Genomic DNA, 22,475 nt, shown 5'->3' with positions numbered 1-22,475 from the left:
GAATCCGGCGCGCTTGTCAACCGAGAATTTCCGTAGCGTTTCGAAAAACCTCAAGCAGAACAAGCCCTTCTGCCACTCATCACCGCCTGCAACGTGGCCCGTCGCCGGCAGCGGATGCGTACTTTACGGATTATCCGCGGGCCACGCAAGCCCCTCCACGAGAATTCCCGCATAACGGCGGCGCCCAGGTTATCCACAGGAGGTCACGCACGACGTCCTGTGGATGGATCACGCCGGCTCGCTGGCCCGATCAAGCAGCGAAAGGATGGAGCGGTACGGGATGCCACCATGATGGGACAGGCCAATCTCGCAGGTGCGTGAATTCGAGTAGCCAGCACTGCAGCCCGCCACCTGATCGGCCAACCCGTCGAGGGCGGAAGCGTTGAGTTCGGGAGTATTGAACCCCTTGTCACCGGCAAAACCACAGCAGTGAATCTCGGCCGGCACCACCACCTCGCTGGCACAGACACGGGCCAGGGCCACGAAGCGGTCTGACAACCCCATGCGGGTACTGGAACAGGTCACGTGCACCGCGATGCGCTCGTCCAGCGGCGTGATCAAAAGGCGCGGCAGCAAATGCTCATGGGCAAAGCTCACCGGCTCCATCAGGGAGAGCCTGTCGTCCAGGTACTCCTTCATCTGAAGCGCACAGGGGCTGGTATCGCAAAGGACAGGATAGCGTCCGTTCTGGCTCGCCACCAGCAACTCGCGATTGAGCTCCCTCCCCTTGTGGGACGCCTCGTCGAACTGGCCTTTCGACTGGAACGGCATGCCACAACAGAGATGGCCGATCATCTCCGGCAGGATCACGTCGAAGCCGGCCTTGTCGAGCAGAGCCAAGGTGATCTCCATCACCGAACGCGACTCGACATCGTCATGCGCGGCGCCGAAGACACGAGTAGCGCAAGAAGGAAGATAGACCACCTTCTCCCTGCGGCTTTCGTCGGCTACATCCTGCTTCAGCACCCGAACCGGTGCCGCCTTAGGCAGGGACGGATCCCACTGGGGCAATCGATCACCGCTGAGACGTCGCATGCCCCCCGTTACCTTGCTCAAGAGGTTCTTCCCCAGCGCCAGTCGTGCGGCGCCTGCCATATTCAGCGCCCCTCGCCCGAGGCGAGTCGTACCGGAAAAATGCCGACCCACCAGTCGCGCCATGCCGGCCTTGCCCCTATTCCGCTCGTGACGCAGTTCCCGAACCAGATCGCCGGTATTGATATCTACCGGGCACTGAGTCGCGCAAAGGCCTGTGGCAGCGCAGGTATCAATACCCTGATAGGCATAGGCCTGCCATAACCGATCGATTCGTGCCTTCTCATCATGACTGGCCGCCTCTCCCAACGCTTCCAGCCTCGCCAGTTCACGGCGAATCACGATTCGCTGGCGAGGGGTCAGGGTCAGGTCCTTGGAGGGACAGATCGCCTCGCAGAAACCGCACTCGATACACTTGTCGACCACCGGATCTGCCGCCGGCAGCGGTTTGAGGTTCTCCAGGTGCAGGGTGGGATTGCGGCTGAGGATCACCTCCGGATTAAGCAGGTTTTCCGGGTCGAAGAGCGTCTTGACTTCCCACATCAGGGCATAGGCCTCCGACCCCCACTCCAATTCCACATAGGGCGCCATATTGCGTCCGGTGCCGTGCTCGGCCTTGAGCGAACCGCCGTACTCGACGCCCACCAACTGCGCCACCTCGTCCATCAGCGCCTGATAGCGTTCGACCTCGCCGGGCTTCTCGAATCCCTGGGGAAAGACGAAGTGCAGGTTACCCTCCAAGGCATGACCAAAGAGGATCGTCTCCGAGTAGCCGTGACGATGAAAGGCATCGGTGAGGGCCAGCACACCTTCGTCGAGACGCTCGATGGGAAAGGCGACATCCTCGATGATCACCGTGGTGCCGGTCTCGCGCACCGCGCCCACCGCCGGGAAGAGCCCCTTGCGGATCTTCCAGTAGAGGGCGTAGGTGGCGGAGTCACGAGTGAAGGCCACCGGCTCCAGGGTGCGGATGCCCTCGAGCATCGCCTGCACCTCGGCCATGCGCGCTTCGAGCGCCTCTTCATCGTTGCCGCGCACATCGATCAGCAGGGCCGCCGCCGCTTCCGGCAGATGGCGCAACACCTCGGGCACGCCCGGCTGGTCCTGCACCGAGCGCAGGGCAGCGCGATCCATCAGCTCCACGGCGGAAACCGGCGAACGCTTGAGGGCGATGGTGGCCCGACAGGTGGCTGCCATGTCGGGAAAGAAGGCCAAGGCCGCCGCCTTACAGGGCTCGTCCACCACGGTGTCGTAGGTAATGGCGCCGATGAAGCCTAGGGTCCCTTCGGAGCCGATCATCAGATGCTTGAGGATCTCGATGCCATCCTCGAAGTCCACCAGGCTGTTGAGGGCGTAGCCGGTGGTGTTCTTGAGCCGGTACTTGTGGCGGATCTTCTCCGCCAGCGCCTCGTTGCCCCGGGTTTCGATCGAGAGGCGCTCGAGCTCCTCCAGCAGTCCCCCGTGGCTGTGCCGGAATGCCGCCACGCCGGCCGGGTCGGCGGTGTCTAGCAGGGTGCCGTCGGCCAGGATCACGCGGATGTCGCGCAGCGTGCGGTAGCTGTTTTGGGCGGTGCCGCAGCACATGCCCGACGCGTTGTTAGCGGCGATGCCACCGATCATGCAGCTCGCGATGGAGGCCGGATCGGGGCCGATCTTACGTCCATGAGGGGCCAGCAGCGCATTGGCTCGGGCCCCGATCACCCCCGGCTGCAGGCGGATGGCCTGACCCTCATCGAGAATTTCATGTCCCCGCCAGCCACGTCCGAGCTGAATCAGCACCGAGTCGGTAACCGCCTGACCGGAAAGCGAGGTGCCGGCAGCACGAAAGGTCACCGGCAGCTTCCTTGCCCGGCATTCGGCCAGGGTTACCTGCAGCTCTGCCTCGCTTTCGGCGCGCACCACCAGCTGCGGAATTAGCCGGTAGAAGCTGGCATCGGTGCCATAGGCGAGGGTGCGCAGCGGATCGTCGATCAAGCGCTCTTCCGGAATCGTGTCGGCCAGCGCGGCCTTCAGCTCGGCCCAGGCAGCAGGCTCGTGGACTATCGTCATATGGTCTCCTCGGCGTGGCGCACCAGCACCACGAGTTCGCGGGGCCCATGCACCCCGTAGGCGAGCGTCTGCTCGATGTCGGCGGTCTTGCTGGGGCCGGAGATCAGTAGGGCGTTGGTGGGCATGCCAGTGGCCCAGCCATGGCGCTCAATCACGTCGAACAAGGTGTCCTCAACCGCCTCAGCATCCAACACCGCAATATGCAGCGGCACCACCAGGCTGACCAGTCGCGGCTCATCCGGTGTCGGCCATAGCCACAGGCTGCCGGTCTCGGCGATGGCGCCGCGGGTGGAGGTCAGGCCGGCCTCGACCGTCTCGAACAGCTCCCGTTGCCAGGTCTCGATGTCACGATCCGCATCCACCAGCTCGACCTCGCCACCGACCAGCGCTTCGCGCGCCTCGACGGCTACCGGGTGCTTACGCCCTAGCGTCAGCCGCCGAACCCCCTTGTCGACCAGCACCTTCGCCAGGGCCGTCGTCCAACCATCTCGCGAGGCGTGGACCACCTCGCCATGCACCGAGGTGAGCAGCCGTTCGAATCGCTCGAGGCGCTCACCCCGGCTCCAGCCTCGATTCGTGACCACGGCAAAGTCGCTTTCCGGGGCCACCAGGGCGCCATCGGCACGCTCGCGCAGGCGCTTGAGAATGGCATCACGCACACTCATTGGCTCTCCTCCCTGGCGGGCTTCTTCGCCTGATGCTGCTTGACCAGGGCATGCAGCGAGGTGCCGGCGGGCCTGGGCGCCGTGCGGTAGTCGGTCCAGGGGCCGAGTCGCGTGGGCATCAGCGCCCTGAGCTTACCGGCCACCGCCACGCCGCTTCGCCAGGCCGCCGGATGGGTCGCCAGCCACTGAAAGCCCTTCCAGGCGGCGACCTCCTTCCTCGTGCGTTTTACGCCGGCCCCCGGCACGTTGCCACGTCCTTCGCCCACCGACTCCTTGCGCAGCCGCACCAGCAGGTCGGGAATCGGAATCTTCACCGGGCAGACCTCACCACAGGCCCCGCACAGACTCGAGGCCGTCGGCAGGTCCTGGGTTTCCTCCAGACCCATGAGATGGGGCGAGAGGATGCTGCCGATGGGGCCGGGATAGGTGGTGCCGTAGGTGTGGCCACCCACCCGGGTGTAGACCGGGCAGTGATTCATGCAGGCACCGCAGCGGATGCAGCGCAGGGTATCGAGCAACTCATTGTCCTGATAGATGCGCGAGCGTCCGTTGTCCACCAGTACCAAGTGGACCTCCTTTGGCCCGTCGTGCTCTTCTTCCTGGCGTGGCGAGCTGATCATGTTGAAGTAGGTGGTGACGTGCTGGCCGGTCGCCGAGCGGGTCAGCAACGCATAGAGCGGCGGCACGTCGCGCAGCTGCTCCACCACCTTCTCGATGCCGGTGACGGCGATGTGTACCGGCGGCACCGTGGTAGTCATGCGGCCGTTGCCCTCATTCTCGACGAGACACAGGGTGCCGGTCTCGGCCACCGCGAAGTTGACGCCCGAGACGCCCACGTCGGCGGCCATGAAACGCTCGCGCAGCTGTGCTCGCGCCGCCGCGGTCATGATGTCCACGTCCCGGGTGCGTTCGAGCCCGGTCTTGTCGTGCAGGATCCCGGAGATCTCATCGGTATTGAGATGGATCGCCGGCATGATGATATGCGACGGCGTCTGCTCGTTGAGCTGCACCAAGTACTCGCCGAGGTCCGATTCCAGCGCCTCGATCCCCGCTGCCTCGAGGTGGGCGTTGAGGTGCATCTCCTCGGAGACCATCGACTTGCCCTTGATCACCGACCGGGCATTGCGCGCCTCGCAGAGTTCTCGGATGACCCGGCAGGCCTGCTCGCCGTCCTCGGCCCAGTGGACTCGGATGCCGTTGGCTTCGCAGTTAGCCTCCAGTTGTTCGAGCAGATCAGGCAGCTTGGCCAGGGCCCGCAGGCGGATGTTGGCCCCGAGCTCGCGCAGAGCCTCCAGGTCCCAGTCGCCGAAGACGTCACGGCGCTTGATCATCAGCCCGTCCATGGCCTTGCGGAAGTTGGCGCGGATCTGGGGGCTCGCCAGCGCCTCGTGGGCCTGGCGATGGAACTCACGAGGAGTGAAGGTCTGTACGTTCATGAGGTCCTCCGCCACAGGTAGCTGGCGATATGCTCGCCCTTCACCGTCTTCTGTTGATGCTCCAGGCGCCCGGCGATATTCATCAGACAACCGCAGTCGGAAGTGACGAAGCGTGCGGTCCCGGCCGCCTCGATGGCACAGGCCTTATCCTCGACCATGGCTGCCGAGACCTCGGGATGACGAACCGCGAAGGTGCCGCCGAAGCCGCAGCACTCGGCGGCGCGGGCCTGCTCCACCAGCTCCACCTGACCCAGTTTCGCCAGTAGAGCCGGGCCGGTCTCGGCCAGCCCCATCTCGCGCCGCGCACTGCAGGAAGTGTGCATGGCCACCTTCTCCAGATGCCCCCGATCCTCGAGCTTCAGGTGACAGACATGGACCAGGAACTCGGTCAGCTCGAAGACCCGGCCAGCCAGTTCCTCGGCCCGAGCCTCATGCTCGGTGCCAGCGAACAGCGACGGATAGTGGGTACGCATCATGCCGCCACAGGAGCCGGAAGGCACCACGATCGGCCAGGGCTTGGGGAAGAGGTCGAGCTGGGCCGCCGCCACGGCCCGGGCCTCGTCATGGTAGCCGGAGGTGTAGGCCGGCTGACCACAGCAGGTCTGATCCTCGGGAAAGAGCACCTCGATGCCCTCCCGCTCGAGCAGGCGGATGCCATCCAGGCCCGCCTCGGGGAAGAACATGTCGACCAGACAGGTGCCGTAGAAGTACACCTTATCGGGCTTCGTGGGGTAGAGCTTGACGGGCGTCATGATGTCTCCTCGGCGCCAGGGTGCGGCACAGGAGGCACCGCATGGCCGTGATCACGAAAAACAACTTCCTGGAAAATTGGTAAAACCAATTGACAGACAGTCATTGGCGAACAATATGGTGCTTCCCGTGGCGTGTCAAACCGCGAGCCCGGGAAAGCGCCTCGACTTTGGTCGACAGGATCATGTCATGCCTATTGCCGGCGACCACAAGAGACCCGTCTCTGCCGCGCTCCTTCAGACTATTGGTAATACCAATTGAATGAGATATCATTCCAGTATCACGAGACACGCTAGGAACGTTCATCATGGCCTATCAGACCGTCCGCCAACCCCGCCTCGCCGATGTCATCACCGAGCGTCTCGAAGGCATGATCCTCGAGGGCAGCCTCAAGCCCGGCCAGCGCCTGCCGCCCGAACGGGAGCTTGCCGAACGCTTCGGCGTCTCGCGTCCCTCGCTGCGCGAAGCGATCCAGAAGCTCGCGGCCCGCGGTCTGCTCACCAGCCGCCAGGGAGGCGGCACCTTCATCACCGAGGAGCTCAACAGCGGCTACAGCGACCCCTTGCTGGAGATGCTGGCCCGTCACGGAGAATTCCATCTCGACCTGCTGGAATTCCGTGACGCCATGGAAGGCCTCTCCGCCTACTATGCCGCCCTGCGCTCCACCCCCACCGACAAGGCCATGTTAATCAGCCGATTCGAGGAGCTCGAGGCCAGCTTCAAGGGCCGCGACCCGGTGCTCGAGGCCAAGGCCGACGCCGCCTTCCATTTGGCTATCGCCGAAGCCGCCCACAATGTGCTGCTGCTGCATACCATCCGCGGCATCTTCCATCTGCTGGAGAAGAGCATCGTCGATAACCTGGCCTACCTCTTCGAGAAGGCCGACTCTCGCCCCCGCCTGATGGAGCAACACCGTGCCCTGCTCGACGCCATCCTCGAGGGGCACGCCGAGGAGGCCCGGGCCCGGGCCCACGAGCACCTGGTGTTCGTCGAGGAGGGGCTGCTCGAGCTGGAGCGGGCCGAGACGCGGGCCCAACGCGCCTTGCGTCGTGCTCAGGTCATGCCCCCCCGGGCTGGCTGAACCATGGCGACTCGCGCCGTACACCGCCATCGCATCCTGCGCCGCCTGCTGTGGGTGCTGCTGCCGCTGGGACTCACCCTGTGCATGTGGCAGACCGCCCAAGTAACCCGCGACCAGGCCCTGCAGACCCTTCAGCGGGACGCCGAGAACGAGCTGCGCCTTTCTGCGGCCGGCCTGAATGGCCATCTGTCGCGCCACGAATACCTGCCTCAGCTACTCGCCTCACGGGAGATGGTCAAGCGTTTCCTGGCCGCCCCCGAGCAGCAAGACGCCATGCCGCTGAATCGCCTGCTCGACCGCTTCCGGGCCACCGCCGACGTCTCGGACATCTATCTGCTCGACCGCCAGGCCGAAACCCTGGCGGCCAGCAACTGGCACCGGCCCGATACCTTCATCGGCCAGAGCTACCACTTCCGCAGCTACTACCGTGAGGCCATCGCCGGTCGCCAGGGACGCTTCTACGGCCTGGGCACCCAGTCCCAGGAGCGCGGCTACTACTTCTCGGCACCGGTCTGGCTGGACGAGACCGCTCCGGACGCAACACCCGATGGCGTGATAGTGGTGAAGGTGCTGCTCGATGCCGTGGAGGCGAGTTGGGCCGAACAGGAGGCCGAACTGCTGGTCATCGGGCCCGACGACATCATCTTCATGGCCAGCCATCCGGCCCTGCGCCTGAGTGCCCTAAACGCGCTCGCGCCGGAAGAGCGCGAGGACCTGCTGGCCACACGGCGCTATGCCGATGAGTCACTGCCCTCCTCCGGTCTCCAGGAACTGGAGACTCTCGGAGCGCGCAGCCGGCTGGTTCGCTTCAGTCACGGCCCCCTGGCCGACGGCCACTTCCTGAACCTGTCGCGCCCCATGCCCACCCTTGGCTGGGAGATGCACATTCTCAAGTCGCTGGACCCGGTGGTCCGGACCCAGTGGCTGTCGGCGCTGCTGGCCGGCGGCCTGTACGGGCTGGTGGCGCTGGGCGGTGGCGTCGGTTGGCAGCGCTGGCGACTGCGCCGGGAGCGCGAGCGCTTCGCCGCGCGGGAGCGGGAGACCCTGGCCCGGGCCCGGGACGAGCTCGAACGCAACGTGGAACGGCGGACCCGGGACCTGGTGGCGACCAACCAGCGCCTCTCCGCCGAGATCGAGGAGCGCCGTCGGGCCGAGGAACGGCTGCGCCAGACCCGCGACGAGCTGATCCAGGCCGCCAAGCTCGCCGTGCTTGGCCAGCTCGCCGCCGGCATCAATCATGAGTTCAATCAGCCGCTGGCGGCGATCCGTGCCTATGCCGAGAACGCGCGCACCTTCCTGTCCAGAAGCCGAACCGAGGTCGCCGATGCCAACCTCGGCCAGATCGTCGAGCTCACCGAGCGGATGGCCCAGATCAGCGCCCAGCTGCGCCAGTTCTCACGCAAGAGCGGTGATACGCTCACCCCGGTCTCGGTGGCTTCCTGCTTCGACTACGCCCTGCGCCTGTTTCAGGCTCGGTTGAATGAAGGGGTAGTCAGCGTCGAACGGCACTGGCCCGACGAGGCGGTCTGGGTACGCGCCGAACCGGTGCGTCTCGAGCAGGTCCTGGTCAACCTGATCGGCAATGCCCTGCAGGCCATGGCCGAGACGACCGAGCCCCGGCTGACCCTGACCATCGTCCCTGAAGGCAAGCGAGTACGCATCGCGGTGATCGACAACGGCCCGGGTATCGCCGAGGCGGACCTTCCCAGGCTATTCGAGCCCTTCTTCACCACCAAGTCCACGGGCAGCGGCCTGGGGCTGGGGCTGTCGATCTCGGCCCGCATCATCGATGATCTGGGTGGGCGACTCGAGGCCGCCAACGTTCCGGGTGGGGGCGCCACCTTCACCATCACCCTGCCCCGCGACTTCGGTCCCGAGGCGGCCGGCCAGGCGCACACCGAGGAGCCACACGCCCATGCATGAACCGCCCCCCCCACCGGTCATGATCATCGATGACGAGGCCCATCTGCGCATTACCGCCGGCCAGACCCTGGAGCTGGCGGGCTATGCCCCACAGGCCTTCGAGAGTGCCGAGGCGGCACTCGACGCCCTGACGCCGGACTTCCCCGGCGTGGTGGTCAGCGATATCCGCATGCCCGGCATGGACGGCATCGCGTTGTTGCACGAGGTGCGGCGGCGTGACACCGACCTCCCGGTGATCCTGATCACCGGCCACGGCGACATCTCCACCGCCGTGGAGGCGATGCGCGCCGGGGCCTGGGACTTCCTGGAGAAGCCCTTCGCCACCGAGCGGCTGGTGGAGGGGGTCCGCCGCGGCATCGACAAGCGCCGGCTGAGTCTCGAGAACCGTGCGCTCAAGGCCGAACTGGAAGCCCAGCAGTCGGCCCCGGGCCCACGGCTGGTGGGACGCACGCCGGCCATCCAGCGGCTCGCCGCCATGGTCCAGCGCATCAGCCAGGTGGAGGCCGATGTGCTGCTGTTCGGCGAGACCGGCGCCGGTAAGGACCTGGTGGCTCGCGCCATCCACGAGCGTAGCGCTCGTGGCGGACGCCCCTTCGTGGCCATCAACTGCGGCGCCGTGCCGGAGAGCATCATCGAATCGGAGCTGTTCGGTCACGAGAAAGGCGCCTTCACGGGGGCCGTGGAGCGGCGCATCGGCAAGTTCGAGCATGCCCAGGGCGGCACGGTGTTTCTCGACGAGATCGAATCGATGCCACTGGCCCTGCAGGTCAAGCTGCTGCGGGTGCTCCAAGAGCGCTCGATTGAACGACTGGGCTCCAATCAGCCGGTGCCGCTGGACATCCGCGTGATCGCGGCCACCAAGGTGGATCTCAAGGCGGCAGCCGAGGCGGGGCGGTTCAGAGAGGACCTCTACTACCGCCTGGATGTGGTCACCCTGCCGATCCCGCCGCTGCGCGAACGTCGCGAGGACATCCCGCTACTGTTCCAGCACTTCACGGTGGTGGCCGCCAACCGCAGTGGCCTGGAGGCTCCACCGCTGGATACCGCCGGCATCTCGGCACTGATGGCCCATGACTGGCCGGGCAACGTGCGCGAGCTGCGCAACCTGGCCGAACGCTATGTGTTGCTAGGCGCCACCTGCGACTACCGCCTGGACGCCCTGCTCGAAGGGGTGGACAGCGAGGCCGGTGACATGGCGCTGCCACAGCAGGTGGAGCTCTTCGAGAAGAGTCTGATCGACCAGGCCCTGGTACGCCATCGCGGCCGGATCAGGGAAGCCTGCGAGCAGCTGGGACTGCCGCGCAAGACCCTCTACGACAAGCTCAGGAAGTATGCGCTCAGGGCCGAGGACTACCGCCAGAGACTCGAGCCCTGAGCCATCAACACCAGCAACGGCTCCCAAGGCGGCAACCAGGGCACCAGGCCGGCCGCCATGATCAGCATCAGCATGGCATTACACGGCTGACGGTAGACGAACAGCTTGAAGGCGGTACCGAAGGAGCGCTTGATGCGCGCGCCGACCAGATCGACGCTGTAGAGCTCATCGAGCAGCAGATGAATCAGGCAGCCCACGATCAGGGCCAGCCCCTGGGCCCAGGCCAGGCTCGCGTCTTGCGCCAGGAACTGATAACTGGCCGCGCTGACCGTCATGCCGCACAGCAGGGACGCCAGCAGCGAATGCCAGATGCCGCGATGAACGGAGAAGCGCTTGAAGACCCGGCTGAGGAGATAGCGCACGCCGACATAGAGCCCGCCGCACACCGCCAGCAGAGCACCCGGCCCGAGCCAGGGACGCAGCAGCAGGGCCCCGGCCACCACCGCCAGCACGGCCGCCACAGTGAAGATCAGGCGCACGGCACGGGAGTGGTCGGAGTCGATGTCCGGCAGGATGCCGCCGAAGGCGGTGAGCACCGCCAGCGGCAACGCCTCGCTCGGCGTCCAGAGTCCGGCCTGCCAGCCACCGACGGCCAGTAGCGCGCCGCCACCGACGGCGAAACTCAGGTGGGTACGAAAACCGGCCATGCGTGACACACTCGACAATAACACTGGATACAAATCCAGATTATGCGCAACATGGCGAGATAAAACAATCAGTTGCCAAACGGCGACAGTGTTTCAGCCGGCCTGGGCCGCCAGGTACTGGTCCTTCAGTTTGACGTAGTTACCGGCGGTATAGGGGAAGAAGGCCCGCTCCGATTCCTTGATCGGTCGCAACACCTTGGCCGGGTTGCCGGCATAGACATGGCCGCCCGCCAGTCGCTTGCCCGGGGTGACCACGGCGCCGGCGGCGATGATCACCTCGTCCTCGACTACCGCACCGTCCATGACAATGGCCCCCATGCCCACCAGGACCCGGTTGCCCAGGGTGCAACCATGCAGGATTACCCGGTGGCCGATGGTGACGTCGTCACCGATGGTCAGCGGGAAGCCGTCAGGATTGAAGTCGCTGGCGTGAGTGATGTGCAGCACGCTGCCGTCCTGGATGCTGACCCGCGCGCCGATACGGATGCGGTGCATATCCCCGCGAATCACCGCCATGGGCCACACCGAGCAGTCGTCGCCCAGCACCACATCGCCCAGTACCAGGCCGGCCGGGTCGAGATAGACCCGCTCGCCCAGCTGCGGGGTCGTGCCCTTCCAGGATCGAATGGCCATCGTCTCGCTCATCGTGTACCTCCAGTCATCAGATCAGTCCCGATGCCAATACTACCAGCGTCAGCGGGATCGACACCCAGCGCACCAGGATCCGCCAGGCGCGAAAGCCGCCTGTGCCGGCGCCCAGGGCCCTCAGGGCGACCGGCTCGGGCAGCACCCAGGCAGCGAAGACGGCGATCAAGAGCCCGCCCACCGGCAGAAAAAGCTCCGGTGGAATGGTGCTGACCAGCTCGAAGGGGTTCATGCCGAATAGCACTCGGACCTCGGCCAGGCTCGAGAAGGAGAGTACCGAGAGCATGCCCAGACCCCACACGGCCACCCCGACGACGGCGGTGGCCGCGATACGACCCAGCCCCCAGCCCTGCAGGGTGGCGACCATCGGCTCGGCCAGGTTGATCGAGGAGGTCCAAGTGGCCAGCAGCAACAACAAAAAGAACAGCGACAGCCACAGCGCCCCGCCGGGCAGTTCGGCGAAGGCCACCGGCAGGGTGACGAACATCAGCCCCGGCCCTTCGCCCGGGTCCATGCCCTGGGCGAACACCACCGAGAAGATGGCAATCCCGGCCAGCAGCGCCACGGTCACGTCCAGCACCGCCACCGCGGCGACGGCCCGGGGCAGGCTCTGGTGATCGGGCATGTAGGCGCCGTAGGCCATCAGCGCACAGGCGCCCACCGCCAGGGTGAAGAAGGCGTGGCCCATGGCCTGCAGCATGACCAGAGGAGAGAACGCCGAGAGGTTAGGCAGGAACAGCCAGGCCAGGGCCGAGCCGAAACCCTCGGTGGTGGCGGCGTGGCCGGCCAGCACCAGCAGCAAGGCGTAGAGTAGCGGCATCAGCAGATTATTGAGCCGCTCCAGCCCTTTGGCCACCCCGGCGGCGACCACCAGCATGGTCATCAGCAGGAAGAGGCTGTGGTTGAGGGTCAGCCGGGTGGGATCGGCGAGAAAGGCCGCGAAGCCCGCGCCGACCTCCTCCGCGCTGGCGCCAACGAAGCCGCCGCTGATCGACGCCACCAGGAACTCGATGGACCAGCCCGAGACCACCGAGTAGAAGGAGAGAATACAGAACACCGTGAGGGCCCCGAACAGCCCCAGCCAGCGCCAGTGAGGGGTGGCTCCTGCCTGGACCGCCAGATGCCCCAGTGACTGCATGGGACTGCGTCGCCCGGCGCGACCGATCAAAATCTCGGCCATCATCACCGGCAGGCCCAGCAGCACCACGAAGGCCACGTAGAGCAGCAGGAAGATGGCCCCGCCGTTCTCGCCGGTGATGTAGGGGAAACGCCAGATATTGCCCAGCCCCACCGCGGCCCCGGTCACGGCTAGTATGAAGGCGCGCCGGCTGCTCCAGCGCTCCAGGGTCTCGTTCATCATGCCACTCCGGCTTGGCTTGCAAGGGGCCGCAAGCCTAGCACATTGAAACCTGCCGCGGCCGCCCGCATCTAACCTTCCTGACTATCATCGGATCCGAGGTGCGCATGTCCCGCAACCCGTTGCTCGAACCCCATGAGCTGCCCCCTTTCGCCGAGATCCGCGCCGAACACGTGGTGCCGGCCATCGAGGAACTGCTGGAAGAGAACCGCACCGCCATCGAACGGCTCGTCGCGCAGGCTGCTGAGCAGGCGCCCACCTGGGAGAGCCTGGCGGCCCCGCTGGAGGCGCTCAATGACCGCCTCTCGCGGACCTGGTCGCCGGTCTCGCACCTCAACGGCACCATGAACAGCCCCGAACTGCGCGAGGCCTACCAGGCCTGCCTGGGCAAGCTCTCCGACTACAGCACCTGGCTGGGTCAGCATGAGGGGCTGTTCCAGGCCTGGCAGGCATTGAAGGACGGCCCCGCCTGGGTCGAGCTCGACGAGGGCCAGCGGCGCACCGTGGACAACGCCCTGCGTGATTTCCGCCTGGCCGGCGTCGACCTGCCCCCGGCGCAGAAACGCCGCTACGGCGAGATTCAGTCGCGCCTCTCCGAACTCGCCAACACCTTCTCCAACCAGCTGCTGGATGCCACCCAGGCCTGGTACCGGGATCTGCCCGATACCCGCCGGCTCGGCGGCCTGCCCGACAGCGCCCTGGCGACACTGGCAGCCAACGCCGAGGCCAAGGGGCAGGAGGGCTATCGCATCACCCTGGACTTCCCCAGCTTCTTCCCGGTGATGACCTACGCCGACGATCGCGCGCTGCGCGAAGAGGTCTACACCGCCTTCGTCACCCGCGCCTCCGACCAGAGTCCCCGGGCCGGGCAGTTCGACAACGCCCCGCTCATGGAGGAGATTCTCGCCCTACGTCGAGAGCTCGCCGAGCTGCTGGGCTTTACCACCTACGCCGACTATTCGCTGGCCACCAAGATGGCCGACTCCCCCGAGCAGGTGATCACCTTCCTCGAGGATCTGGCGGCACGCGCCATACCCCAGGCCCGAGAGGAGTACGCCGAGCTGGCGACCTTCGCCCGCGACACCCTGGGCATGGACGCGCTGGCCCCCTGGGACGTGGGCTACGCCAGCGAGAAGCTGCGCGAGGCCCGCTACGCCATCTCCGAGGAGCAGCTGCGCCCCTACTTCCCGGCTCCCCGGGTGGTGGACGGCCTGTTCCAGGTGGTCGAGCGGCTCTACGGGGTCCGCTTCGAGGAGGACCGGGAGGCGCCGCGCTACCATTCCGACGTGCGCTACTTCCGCATCATGGAGGACGACGCGCCGATCGCCGGCTTCTATCTCGATCTCTATGCCCGAGAGGGCAAGCGCGGCGGTGCTTGGATGGACGAGTGCCGGGTGCGCCGCCGGGACGGCGATACCCTGCAGCTACCGGTGGCCTACCTGACCTGCAACTTCACCCGCCCGGTGGGAGATACGCCGGCGCTGCTGACCCACGACGAGGTCACCACCCTCTTCCACGAGTTCGGCCACGGCCTGCACCACATGCTGACCCGCCAGACCGTCGCCGATATCTCCGGCATCAATGGCGTGGCCTGGGACGCGGTGGAGTTACCCAGCCAGTTCATGGAGAACTTCTGCTGGGAGCGCGAGGGCCTGGACCTGATCGCCAGCCACGTGGAGACCGGCGAGCCGCTGCCCGACACCCTGTTCGAGAAGCTGCAGGCGGCCAAGAACTTCCAGTCGGCCATGGGCATGGTGCGCCAGCTGGAGTTCTCGCTGTTCGACTTCCGCCTGCACCAGGAACTCGCCGCGCCTACGGCGGCCCAGATCCAGGCGCTGCTCGACGAAGTGCGCGACGCCATCTCAGTGGTGCCGCGAGCCAACTTCAACCGCTTCCAGAACGGCTTTGGCCACATCTTCGCCGGTGGCTATGCGGCGGGTTACTACAGTTACAAGTGGGCCGAGGTGCTCTCCGCCGACGCCTGGAGCGCCTTCGAGGAAGCGGGTATCTTCGACCCCGAGACCGGGCGGCGCTTTCGCACCGAGATCCTCGAGCGCGGCGGCTCCCGCGACGCCGCCGAACTGTTCCGCGCCTTCCGTGGCCGCGAGCCCAGCGTCGAGCCGCTGCTTCGCCACAGCGGCATTCGTGCCGCCTGACCAAACGTCACGCCGCCGGGATCCCCCGGCGGCCCCCTTTCAGGAGTCCCCATGGCCGTCCAGAAACGCTTTATCGCCGGTGTCGTTTGTCCCCGCTGCGCCGAGATGGATCGCATCCGCGCCTGGGAACAGAACGGCATCCGCTACCGCGAGTGCGTCAGCTGCGACTTCTTCGAGCAACTGCCCATCGAAGACGAGGTCCTGCCGGAGCTCGAGACCCGGGTCAACCGGGAACACGAGGAGCAACAGGCCTCCGACCTTCAGACCGTGAAGATCCTCGACCCCAAGGGCCACTGAGACCTCGCCACACCCTCTCCGCCCGACCAGCGACGCCGGCAACGTGCTGTCTGACCCAACACCGCCAGGCTTGCTGTGCGGACTTCCGCACAGCTGCCTGGCAGCAGGGTGCGAGAATCCGGAACATCCCCGCGCCACGCATCTCGATCAAGGTCGAGCACACAACTGCTATCCACTTGATGAAAGAGAAAGAATTTCTCCCCTCCCCCCATTGCTCTAGTGTTCGTTGAAAGTCGCATCCACTCGATGGCGGCTAGTCGCGACATAGCTGCCAGACTGATGCAGCAGGCTCACGGCCTTTCATGTCCGTCGAGAACATCACCAACGACAACAGCAATGGAGTCACACCATGCGTCTTCTTTCTCCCAAGTTGCTCGCCAGCACCCTGGCCGGCTCCCTGCAGGGGGCCGCCAAGCCGGTACATGAGCTCAACCACACGGTCGCCGCACGAGGTATCGCCAACATGAGCGCCTTCGCCGTGGTCGAGGCACGGACCGATCGATAACGAAAACAATGCCGACCCAACCAAGGGAGACGATCCATGGCCTTCGAAAACTACAATGACTTCGATCCACAGGAAACCCGCGAGTGGCAGGAAGCCGTCGACGTGGTGGTGGAGCGGGTGGGTCCCGAGCGGGCCACCTATCTGCTGCACAGGGCGGTGGAAGAAGCCTACCGGACCGGCGCCGAGGCGCCGGACACCACCCGCACGCCATACGTGAACACCATTCCGCCCCACAAGGAGGCCAAGCTACCCGGCGACGAGGCCTTGCTGCAGCGACTGACCGCCTATCTGCGCTGGAACGCCATGGCCATGGTGGTGCGTGCCAACAAGAAACCCGCCGAGCCCGGGGGGCATATCGCCAGCTACGCGTCTTCGGCGGTGATGTATGAGGTAGGCTTCAACCATTTCTGGCATGCCCCCAGCGACAATCACGGCGGGGACATCATCTACGTGCAGGGCCATTGCGCGCCGGGTATCTACGCACGGGCGTTTCTCGAGGGACGGCTCTCCGAGGAGCAGATGGAGAACTTCCGCCTGGAAGTGGACGGCAAGGGGCTCTCCTCCTATCCCCACCCCTATCTGATGCCGGACTTCTGGCAGGTCTCCACCGTGTCCATGGGGCTGGCGCCGATCATGGCCATCTATCAGGCCCGCTTCATGAAGTACCTTCAGCATCGGGGGCTGGCCGACACCGAGGGACGCAAGGTCTGGGCGTTTCTGGGTGACGGCGAGATGGACGAGCCCCAGTCCCAGGGTGCCATCGCCCTGGCCAACCGGGAGAAGCTGGATAACTTGATCTTCGTGATCAACTGCAATCTGCAGCGCCTGGACGGTCCGGTGCGCGGTAACAGCAAGATCATCCAGGAACTGGAAGGCAACTTCCGGGGCGCGGGGTGGAACGTCATCAAGTGTCTGTGGGGGTCGGGCTGGGACGAACTGCTGGCCAAGGACACCCAGGGGCTGTTGCGCCAGCGCATGGAGGAATGCATCGACGGCGAGTACCAGAACTTCAAGGCTAAGGGCGGTGGCTACATCCGCGAGCACTTCTTCGGCAAGTATCCCGAACTCAAGGAAATGGTCTCCCACCTGTCGGACGACGACATCTACTACAAGCTGATCCGCGGTGGCCACGACCCGCAGAAGGTCTACGCGGCCTACCACGCGGCGGTCAACACCACGGACAAACCCTCGGTGCTGCTGATGAAGACCGTCAAGGGCTACGGCATGGGCGAGGGCGGCGAGGGCCAGAACATCACTCACCAGAAGAAGAAACTGGGCGAGGATCACCTCAGGTACTTTCACAAGCGCTTCGACCTGCCCTTGAGTGACGAACAGGTCACCCAGGCGGCGTTCTTCAAGCCCCCCGAGGACAGCGCCGAGATGCAGTTCCTGCACGAGCAGCGCAAGGCGCTGGGGGGCTACCTGCCCCAGCGCCGGCGCAACGGCGATCTGCTCAAGGCGCCCCCCCTGGACATGTTCAAGCAAGTGCTGGCGGACACCGGTGAGCGCACCATGTCCACCACCATGGCGATGGTGCGCATCATGGTATCCCTGGCCCGGGACAAGACCCTGGGGCCACGCCTGACCCCGCTTGTTGCCGACGAGTCACGCACCTTCGGCATGGAGGGCATGTTCCGCCAGATCGGTATCTACGCGCCTGAAGGGCAGAAGTACGTGCCCATGGACGCCGAGGAGATCATGCCCTACCGGGAGGACCAGAAAGGCCAGATCCTGCAGGAAGGCATCAACGAGGACGGGGCCATGTCGTCGTGGATCGCCGCGGCCACCTCGTACAGCAACCACGGGGTCACCATGATCCCCTTCTACGTCTACTACTCCATGTTCGGCTTCCAGCGCGTCGGCGATCTGGCCTGGGCGGCCGGCGACATGCTGGCGCGGGGATTTTTGATCGGCGGCACCTCGGGACGCACCACCCTCAACGGCGAAGGGCTTCAGCACCAGGACGGGCACAGCCAGCTGTTTGCCCAGTTCATCCCCAACTGCATGGCCTATGACCCCACCTTTCACTACGAGGTCGCGGTAATCGTGCGCGACGGCCTCAAGCGCATGTACGAGGACCAGGAGGACGTCTTCTACTACATCACCACCCTGAACGAGAACTACCACCATCCGGCGCTGCCCGAGGGGGTCGAAGAGGACATCATCAAGGGCATGTACCCGTTCAGCAAGGCCGAGGGCAAGGGGCCGCGGGTCCAGCTGCTGGGCTGTGGCAGCATCCTCAACGAGGTGATTGCGGCGGTGGACCTACTACGCGACGACTGGGGCGTGGTGGCCGACGTCTGGAGTTGCCCGAGCTTCAATGAACTGGCCCGCGACGGCCATGCCGTCAAGCGCTGGAACCGGCTGCATCCCGGAAAGAAGCCGCGCAAGAGCCACGTCGAGCAGTGCCTGGAAGGCACCGAAGGCCCGGTCATCGCTTCCACCGACTACATCCGGCTGTTCGCCGACCAGATCCGATCCTTTGTCCCCCGGCGCTACGAGGTGCTGGGCACCGACGGCTTCGGCCGCTCCGACAGCCGCGAGGCCCTGCGCCGCCATTTCGAGGTGGATCGTCATTACGTCACCCTGGCCGCGCTGCAGGCCCTGGTCGACGAGGGCCAGCTCAAGAGCGGCAAGGTCCGGGACGCCATCGCCAAGTACGGCATCGACCCTGAAAAGCCCAACCCCCTGTACGCCTGAGCCGGAGGAGAACAACAGTGGCCATCCAAGAAATCAAGGTACCGGACATCGGCGACTTCACCGATGTGCCGATCATCGAGATCCATGTCCAGGCCGGTGACAGCGTCCAGGTCGAGGACCCGCTGATCACCGTGGAGTCCGACAAGGCCTCCATGGACGTGCCCGCGCCCCAGGCCGGCACCGTCAAGGAGGTCAAGGTCAAGGTCGGTGACACGGTCTCCGAGGGTTCGACGATTGTGATGCTGGAGTCGGAGGGTGAGGGTGGCTCACCCTCCCCCGCCGAGGGAGAGAAGGCATCGGCACCGTCCGGCGGCGGGGTGGAGGAGATCAAGGTCCCCGACATCGGCGACTTCAGCGATGTGCCGATCATCGAGATCCATGTCCAGGCCGGCGACAGCGTCCAGCCCGAGGACCCGCTGATCACCGTGGAGTCCGACAAGGCCTCCATGGACGTGCCCGCGCCCCAGGCCGGCACCGTCAAGGAGGTCAAGGTCAAGGTCGGTGACACGGTATCCGAAGGCAGCCCGATACTGCTGCTGGAGAGCGAGGCAGGAGCGGAAGAAAAGAGCGCGCCACCCGCCGACGAAGCAGAGAAGCCACCGCAACCGGCGACTGCCCCCTCCAGCGCACCTTCGACCGGCCAGATTGCGGATTTCAGCCGGGTTCACGCCAGCCCCTCGGCTCGCCGCCTGGCCCGCGAACTGGAGGTGGATCTGACCCGCGTGCCGCCGACCGGCCTCAAGGGCCGAGTCACCCAGGAGGACATTCAGAACTTCGCCAAGGGCGGCGCCCCGGCGGCGGCCCCGGCCGGTGCTCCGGCTGCCGGGGAGGGCATGGATCTACTGCCCTGGCCCAAGGTCGATTTCAGCAAGTTCGGTCCGGTGGAAACCCAGCCGCTATCACGCATCAAGAAGATCTCCGGTGCCAATCTGCATCGCAACTGGGTGAGGATTCCCCACGTCACCAACCACGACGAGGCCGACATCACCGACCTGGAAGCCTTCCGCGTGCAGTTCAACAAGGACAACGAGAAGGCGGGCATCAAGGTCAGCATGCTGGCGTTCATGATCAAGGCTGCGGTCGCGTCCTTGAAAAAGTTCCCCGAGTTCAATGCCTCACTGGACGGCGACAATCTGATATTCAAGCAGTACTACCATATCGGTTTCGCCGCCGACACGCCCCAGGGTCTGGTGGTGCCGGTGATCCGCGATGCGGATCAGAAGAGCGTGGCCGAGATCGCCCAGGAAATGGGGGCGCTGGCCAAGCTGGCCCGCGACGGCAAGCTCAAGCCCGATCAGATGCAGGGCGGCTGCTTCACCATCTCCTCGCTGGGCGGGATCGGCGGGCACTATTTCACGCCCATCATCAATGCCCCCGAGGTGGCCATCATGGGCGTATGCCGCTCCTATTGGAAGCAGGTCTCGCCGGACGGCAAGCAGTCGGACTGGCGGTTCATGCTGCCCCTGTCGTTGTCCTGGGACCACCGGGTGATCGACGGCGCCGCCGCGGCCCGTTTCAACGTCCATTTCGCCAGCCTGCTCGCCGATATGCGGCGCATCATCATGTAAGGGGAAACGACACCATGGCAATCGAAATCAAGGTGCCCGACATCGGTGACTTCAAGGACGTCGAGGTCATCGAGGTGCTGGTCAAGCCGGGCGATGCGATCGACATCGAGACGCCGCTGATCACCCTGGAGACCGACAAGGCCTCCATGGACGTGCCGTCCCCGCAGTCGGGCACGGTTGGAGAACTCAAGGTCAAGGAGGGGGACAAGGTCTCCGAAGGCTCGACCATTCTGATGCTGGAACCGGCCGAGACCGGGTCCCGGGTGGCGGACCACGACCCGCATCCAGCGGTCCATGAAAAAGGGGTTGGCTCCGCAGCGCCCGGCGATGCCGGCGGTGGTTATGGCGGCGGCAGCCTGGAAGAGGTTCGGGTGCCGGACATCGGCGATTTCGGTGATGTTCCGATCATCGAAGTGCTGGTACGCGCAGGCGACACGATCCGTGCCGAGGACCCACTGATCACCCTGGAGTCCGACAAGGCCTCGATGGACGTGCCCGCGCCCAAGGCCGGCAAGGTCAGCGAGGTGCTGGTGTCAGTCGGCGACACGGTCTCGGAAGGCACGGCAATCCTGATGCTGGAAGCGGAAGGGAAAGGCTCTGCCTCCCAACCCTCTGTCGCGCAGGGAACGGGAGAGAAGGCAGCCGCCGCGCCCGCCCCACAAGCGGCCACCCATACCGGCGGGGCCGATATCGAGTGCGAGATGCTGGTGCTCGGCGCCGGCCCGGGCGGCTACTCGGCCGCCTTCCGGGCCGCCGATCTGGGGATGAAGACCGTGCTGGTGGAGCGCTATGCCAGCCTCGGCGGGGTGTGCCTAAACGTCGGCTGCATCCCCTCCAAGGCGCTGCTGCATGTCGCGGCGGTCACCGACGCGGCCAATGCCATGGCCGATCACGGCATCGCCTTCGGCAAGCCGAAAATCGATCTCGACAAACTGCGCGGTTGGAAGGAAAAGGTCGTCGGCCAGCTCACCGGGGGTCTGGCCGGCATGGCCAGGGCACGCAAGGTCCAGGTCGTGCGCGGGGTCGGGACCTTCCTCGACCCGCATCACTTGGAAGTGGCCCTGACGACCGGCGACGGCCAGGAGCAGACCGGCGACAAGCAAGTGGTAAAGTTCGACAAGTGCATCATCGCCGCTGGTTCGCAGTCGGTGAAACTGCCCTTCATTCCCGACGACCCCCGGGTGGTCGACTCCACCGGCGCGTTGGAACTGACCTCCATCCCGAAGCGCATGCTGGTCATCGGTGGTGGCATCATCGGCCTGGAGATGGCCACGGTCTATTCTTCCCTGGGCACCCGCATCGACGTGGTCGAGATGCTCGACGGGCTGATGACCGGCGCCGACCGCGATCTGGTCAAGGTCTGGGAAAAAGTCAACACGCCACGCTTCGACAAGGTGATGCTCAAGACCCGGACCACCGCCGTGAAAGCCCAAAAGAGCGGCCTCAAGGTCAGCTTCGAGGGCGACAACGCCCCCGCCGAGCCACAGCTGTACGACATGGTCCTGCAATCGGTCGGGCGCAGCCCTAACGGCAACAAGATCGGTGCAAAAAACGCCGGCGTGGCGGTCGACGAGCGCGGCTTCATCAATGTTGACAAGCAGTTGCGCACCAACGTCGGGCACATCTTCGCCATCGGCGACATCATCGGCCAGCCGATGCTGGCCCACAAGGCGGTGCACGAGGCGCATGTCGCCGCCGAGGCCGCGGCCGGACACAAGAGCTTCTTCGATGCCCGACAGATCCCCTCGGTGGCCTACACCGACCCGGAAGTCGCCTGGGCCGGCAAGACCGAGACCGAATGCAAGGCCGAAGGCATCAAGTACGGCAAGGCGATTTTTCCCTGGGCGGCCAGCGGACGGGCGATCGCCAACGGGCGTGACGAAGGTTTCACCAAGTTGCTGTTCGACGAAGACACCCACCGCATCATCGGTGGGGCGATCGTCGGCACCCAGGCGGGGGATCTGATCAGCGAGCTGTGTCTGGCCGTCGAGATGGGCTGCGACCCGGTCGACATCGGCAAGACCATCCACCCGCATCCGACCCTGGGCGAATCGGTGGGGATGGCCGCCGAACTGTTCGAAGGCGTGTGCACCGATCTGCCGCCACAGAAGAAGCGATAAGGTGACTATCATCGGGCTGCAGTTCTGATCCCCCGGTGGTGGGTGGTGCCGTGACAGGCTCTTGCCCGGTACGACGCGGCGCCGCCCGGTTGCCCCACTGACGACCTGGCGGGCAGACGCCTGTCATCATCGAATGGCCAGGTACACGGTTGTGTGCCATCTGGCACGC

16 protein-coding genes are annotated in these 22,475 nt (G+C 65.5%); 9 read left to right on the top strand and 7 right to left on the bottom strand.

The features are described 5' to 3' along the window. Nucleotides 1–228: 228 nt before the first annotated feature. From FHR94_RS16375 to FHR94_RS16360, 4 genes are read right to left on the bottom strand one after another with little or no spacing between them, the layout of a single operon-like run. Entirely contained in the window at nt 229–3,081 is a 2,853-nt protein-coding gene (locus FHR94_RS16375) for an FAD-binding and (Fe-S)-binding domain-containing protein (protein WP_183327253.1), read from the bottom strand. After that, nucleotides 3,078–3,746 (bottom strand): LutC/YkgG family protein, encoded by a 669-nt coding sequence (locus FHR94_RS16370; protein ID WP_183327251.1) that lies wholly within the window; start codon nt 3,744–3,746, stop codon nt 3,078–3,080. The genes FHR94_RS16375 and FHR94_RS16370 overlap by 4 nt, the downstream gene beginning before the upstream one ends. Continuing rightward, nucleotides 3,743–5,182: a LutB/LldF family L-lactate oxidation iron-sulfur protein gene (locus FHR94_RS16365; protein WP_183327250.1), complete on the bottom strand. Its 1,440-nt coding sequence runs from the start codon at nt 5,180–5,182 to the stop codon at nt 3,743–3,745. Before FHR94_RS16365 ends, FHR94_RS16370 begins: the two co-directional genes overlap by 4 nt. Then, on the bottom strand, nt 5,179–5,934 hold the full coding sequence (locus FHR94_RS16360) for a (Fe-S)-binding protein (RefSeq protein WP_183327247.1): 756 nt from the start codon (nt 5,932–5,934) through the stop codon (nt 5,179–5,181). Before FHR94_RS16360 ends, FHR94_RS16365 begins: the two co-directional genes overlap by 4 nt. A gap of 305 nt (nt 5,935–6,239) precedes the next feature. On the opposite strand from FHR94_RS16360, the gene FHR94_RS16355 reads away from it, so the two are divergent. Genes FHR94_RS16355 through FHR94_RS16345 form a run of 3 tightly spaced genes read left to right on the top strand, consistent with a single transcriptional unit; the run spans nt 6,240 to nt 10,311 of the window. Continuing rightward, the gene (locus FHR94_RS16355; protein ID WP_183327245.1) at nt 6,240–7,013 is read left to right on the top strand and encodes a GntR family transcriptional regulator; all 774 of its coding nucleotides are present in this window, start codon (nt 6,240–6,242) and stop codon (nt 7,011–7,013) included. Between the two features lie 3 nt (nt 7,014–7,016). Further along, nucleotides 7,017–8,936, top strand: a complete 1,920-nt coding sequence (locus FHR94_RS16350; protein WP_183327243.1) for a sensor histidine kinase — start codon at nt 7,017–7,019, stop codon at nt 8,934–8,936. After that, nucleotides 8,929–10,311 (top strand): sigma-54-dependent transcriptional regulator, encoded by a 1,383-nt coding sequence (locus FHR94_RS16345; RefSeq protein ID WP_183327241.1) that lies wholly within the window; start codon nt 8,929–8,931, stop codon nt 10,309–10,311. The genes FHR94_RS16350 and FHR94_RS16345 overlap by 8 nt, the downstream gene beginning before the upstream one ends. Here the strand turns inward: FHR94_RS16345 and FHR94_RS16340 are convergent. The 3 genes from FHR94_RS16340 to FHR94_RS16330 all read right to left on the bottom strand — a co-directional run bounded on the left by FHR94_RS16340 (nt 10,287) and on the right by FHR94_RS16330 (nt 12,960). Beyond that, complete coding sequence (locus tag FHR94_RS16340) at nt 10,287–10,958, bottom strand: metal-dependent hydrolase (protein WP_183327239.1); 672 nt, start codon at nt 10,956–10,958, stop codon at nt 10,287–10,289. The two genes, FHR94_RS16345 and FHR94_RS16340, sit on opposite strands and share 25 nt — an antisense overlap. Before the next feature lie 93 nt (nt 10,959–11,051). Next, nucleotides 11,052–11,603, bottom strand: coding sequence for a gamma carbonic anhydrase family protein (locus FHR94_RS16335; protein ID WP_183327237.1), 552 nt, complete (start codon nt 11,601–11,603; stop codon nt 11,052–11,054). Nucleotides 11,604–11,619: 16 nt separating this feature from the next. Then, nucleotides 11,620–12,960, bottom strand: a complete 1,341-nt coding sequence (locus tag FHR94_RS16330) for a sodium-dependent transporter (protein ID WP_183327235.1) — start codon at nt 12,958–12,960, stop codon at nt 11,620–11,622. 107 nt (nt 12,961–13,067) lie between these two features. Between FHR94_RS16330 and prlC the strand changes: the two genes are divergently transcribed. The 6 genes from prlC to lpdA all read left to right on the top strand — a co-directional run bounded on the left by prlC (nt 13,068) and on the right by lpdA (nt 22,306). Then, the gene (gene prlC / locus FHR94_RS16325; RefSeq protein ID WP_183327233.1) at nt 13,068–15,116 is read left to right on the top strand and encodes an oligopeptidase A; all 2,049 of its coding nucleotides are present in this window, start codon (nt 13,068–13,070) and stop codon (nt 15,114–15,116) included. A 51-nt stretch (nt 15,117–15,167) separates the two neighbouring features. Further along, nucleotides 15,168–15,413: a YheV family putative zinc ribbon protein gene (locus tag FHR94_RS16320; RefSeq protein ID WP_183327231.1), complete on the top strand. Its 246-nt coding sequence runs from the start codon at nt 15,168–15,170 to the stop codon at nt 15,411–15,413. A 349-nt stretch (nt 15,414–15,762) separates the two neighbouring features. Continuing rightward, the gene (locus FHR94_RS16315; protein ID WP_183327229.1) at nt 15,763–15,918 is read left to right on the top strand and encodes a hypothetical protein; all 156 of its coding nucleotides are present in this window, start codon (nt 15,763–15,765) and stop codon (nt 15,916–15,918) included. A 36-nt stretch (nt 15,919–15,954) separates the two neighbouring features. Continuing rightward, complete coding sequence (gene aceE, locus FHR94_RS16310) at nt 15,955–18,618, top strand: pyruvate dehydrogenase (acetyl-transferring), homodimeric type (protein WP_183327226.1); 2,664 nt, start codon at nt 15,955–15,957, stop codon at nt 18,616–18,618. Between the two features lie 17 nt (nt 18,619–18,635). Beyond that, entirely contained in the window at nt 18,636–20,186 is a 1,551-nt protein-coding gene (gene aceF / locus FHR94_RS16305; RefSeq protein ID WP_343064679.1) for a dihydrolipoyllysine-residue acetyltransferase, read from the top strand. Between the two features lie 14 nt (nt 20,187–20,200). Then, nucleotides 20,201–22,306, top strand: a complete 2,106-nt coding sequence (lpdA, locus tag FHR94_RS16300; protein WP_183327224.1) for a dihydrolipoyl dehydrogenase — start codon at nt 20,201–20,203, stop codon at nt 22,304–22,306. The last annotated feature ends 169 nt before the right edge of the window (nt 22,307–22,475 follow it).

The sequence above is a fragment of the Halomonas cerina genome (genome assembly GCF_014192215.1).
GTDB classification, from domain to species: Bacteria; Pseudomonadota; Gammaproteobacteria; order Pseudomonadales; family Halomonadaceae; genus Halomonas; species Halomonas cerina.
This window is presented reverse-complemented; position numbering and strand designations above follow the sequence as displayed.

What these genes read in the sequence shown, in the direction of transcription:
- FHR94_RS16375 (WP_183327253.1), bottom strand. Translation starts at nt 3,081, where the DNA reads ATGACGATAGTCCACGAGCCTGCTGCCTGGGCCGAGCTGAAGGCCGCG.
- FHR94_RS16370 (WP_183327251.1), bottom strand. Translation starts at nt 3,746, where the DNA reads ATGAGTGTGCGTGATGCCATTCTCAAGCGCCTGCGCGAGCGTGCCGAT.
- FHR94_RS16365 (WP_183327250.1), bottom strand. Translation starts at nt 5,182, where the DNA reads ATGAACGTACAGACCTTCACTCCTCGTGAGTTCCATCGCCAGGCCCAC.
- FHR94_RS16360 (WP_183327247.1), bottom strand. Translation starts at nt 5,934, where the DNA reads ATGACGCCCGTCAAGCTCTACCCCACGAAGCCCGATAAGGTGTACTTC.
- FHR94_RS16355 (WP_183327245.1), top strand. Translation starts at nt 6,240, where the DNA reads ATGGCCTATCAGACCGTCCGCCAACCCCGCCTCGCCGATGTCATCACC.
- FHR94_RS16350 (WP_183327243.1), top strand. Translation starts at nt 7,017, where the DNA reads ATGGCGACTCGCGCCGTACACCGCCATCGCATCCTGCGCCGCCTGCTG.
- FHR94_RS16345 (WP_183327241.1), top strand. Translation starts at nt 8,929, where the DNA reads ATGCATGAACCGCCCCCCCCACCGGTCATGATCATCGATGACGAGGCC.
- FHR94_RS16340 (WP_183327239.1), bottom strand. Translation starts at nt 10,958, where the DNA reads ATGGCCGGTTTTCGTACCCACCTGAGTTTCGCCGTCGGTGGCGGCGCG.
- FHR94_RS16335 (WP_183327237.1), bottom strand. Translation starts at nt 11,603, where the DNA reads ATGAGCGAGACGATGGCCATTCGATCCTGGAAGGGCACGACCCCGCAG.
- FHR94_RS16330 (WP_183327235.1), bottom strand. Translation starts at nt 12,960, where the DNA reads ATGAACGAGACCCTGGAGCGCTGGAGCAGCCGGCGCGCCTTCATACTA.
- prlC (WP_183327233.1), top strand. Translation starts at nt 13,068, where the DNA reads ATGTCCCGCAACCCGTTGCTCGAACCCCATGAGCTGCCCCCTTTCGCC.
- FHR94_RS16320 (WP_183327231.1), top strand. Translation starts at nt 15,168, where the DNA reads ATGGCCGTCCAGAAACGCTTTATCGCCGGTGTCGTTTGTCCCCGCTGC.
- FHR94_RS16315 (WP_183327229.1), top strand. Translation starts at nt 15,763, where the DNA reads ATGCGTCTTCTTTCTCCCAAGTTGCTCGCCAGCACCCTGGCCGGCTCC.
- aceE (WP_183327226.1), top strand. Translation starts at nt 15,955, where the DNA reads ATGGCCTTCGAAAACTACAATGACTTCGATCCACAGGAAACCCGCGAG.
- lpdA (WP_183327224.1), top strand. Translation starts at nt 20,201, where the DNA reads ATGGCAATCGAAATCAAGGTGCCCGACATCGGTGACTTCAAGGACGTC.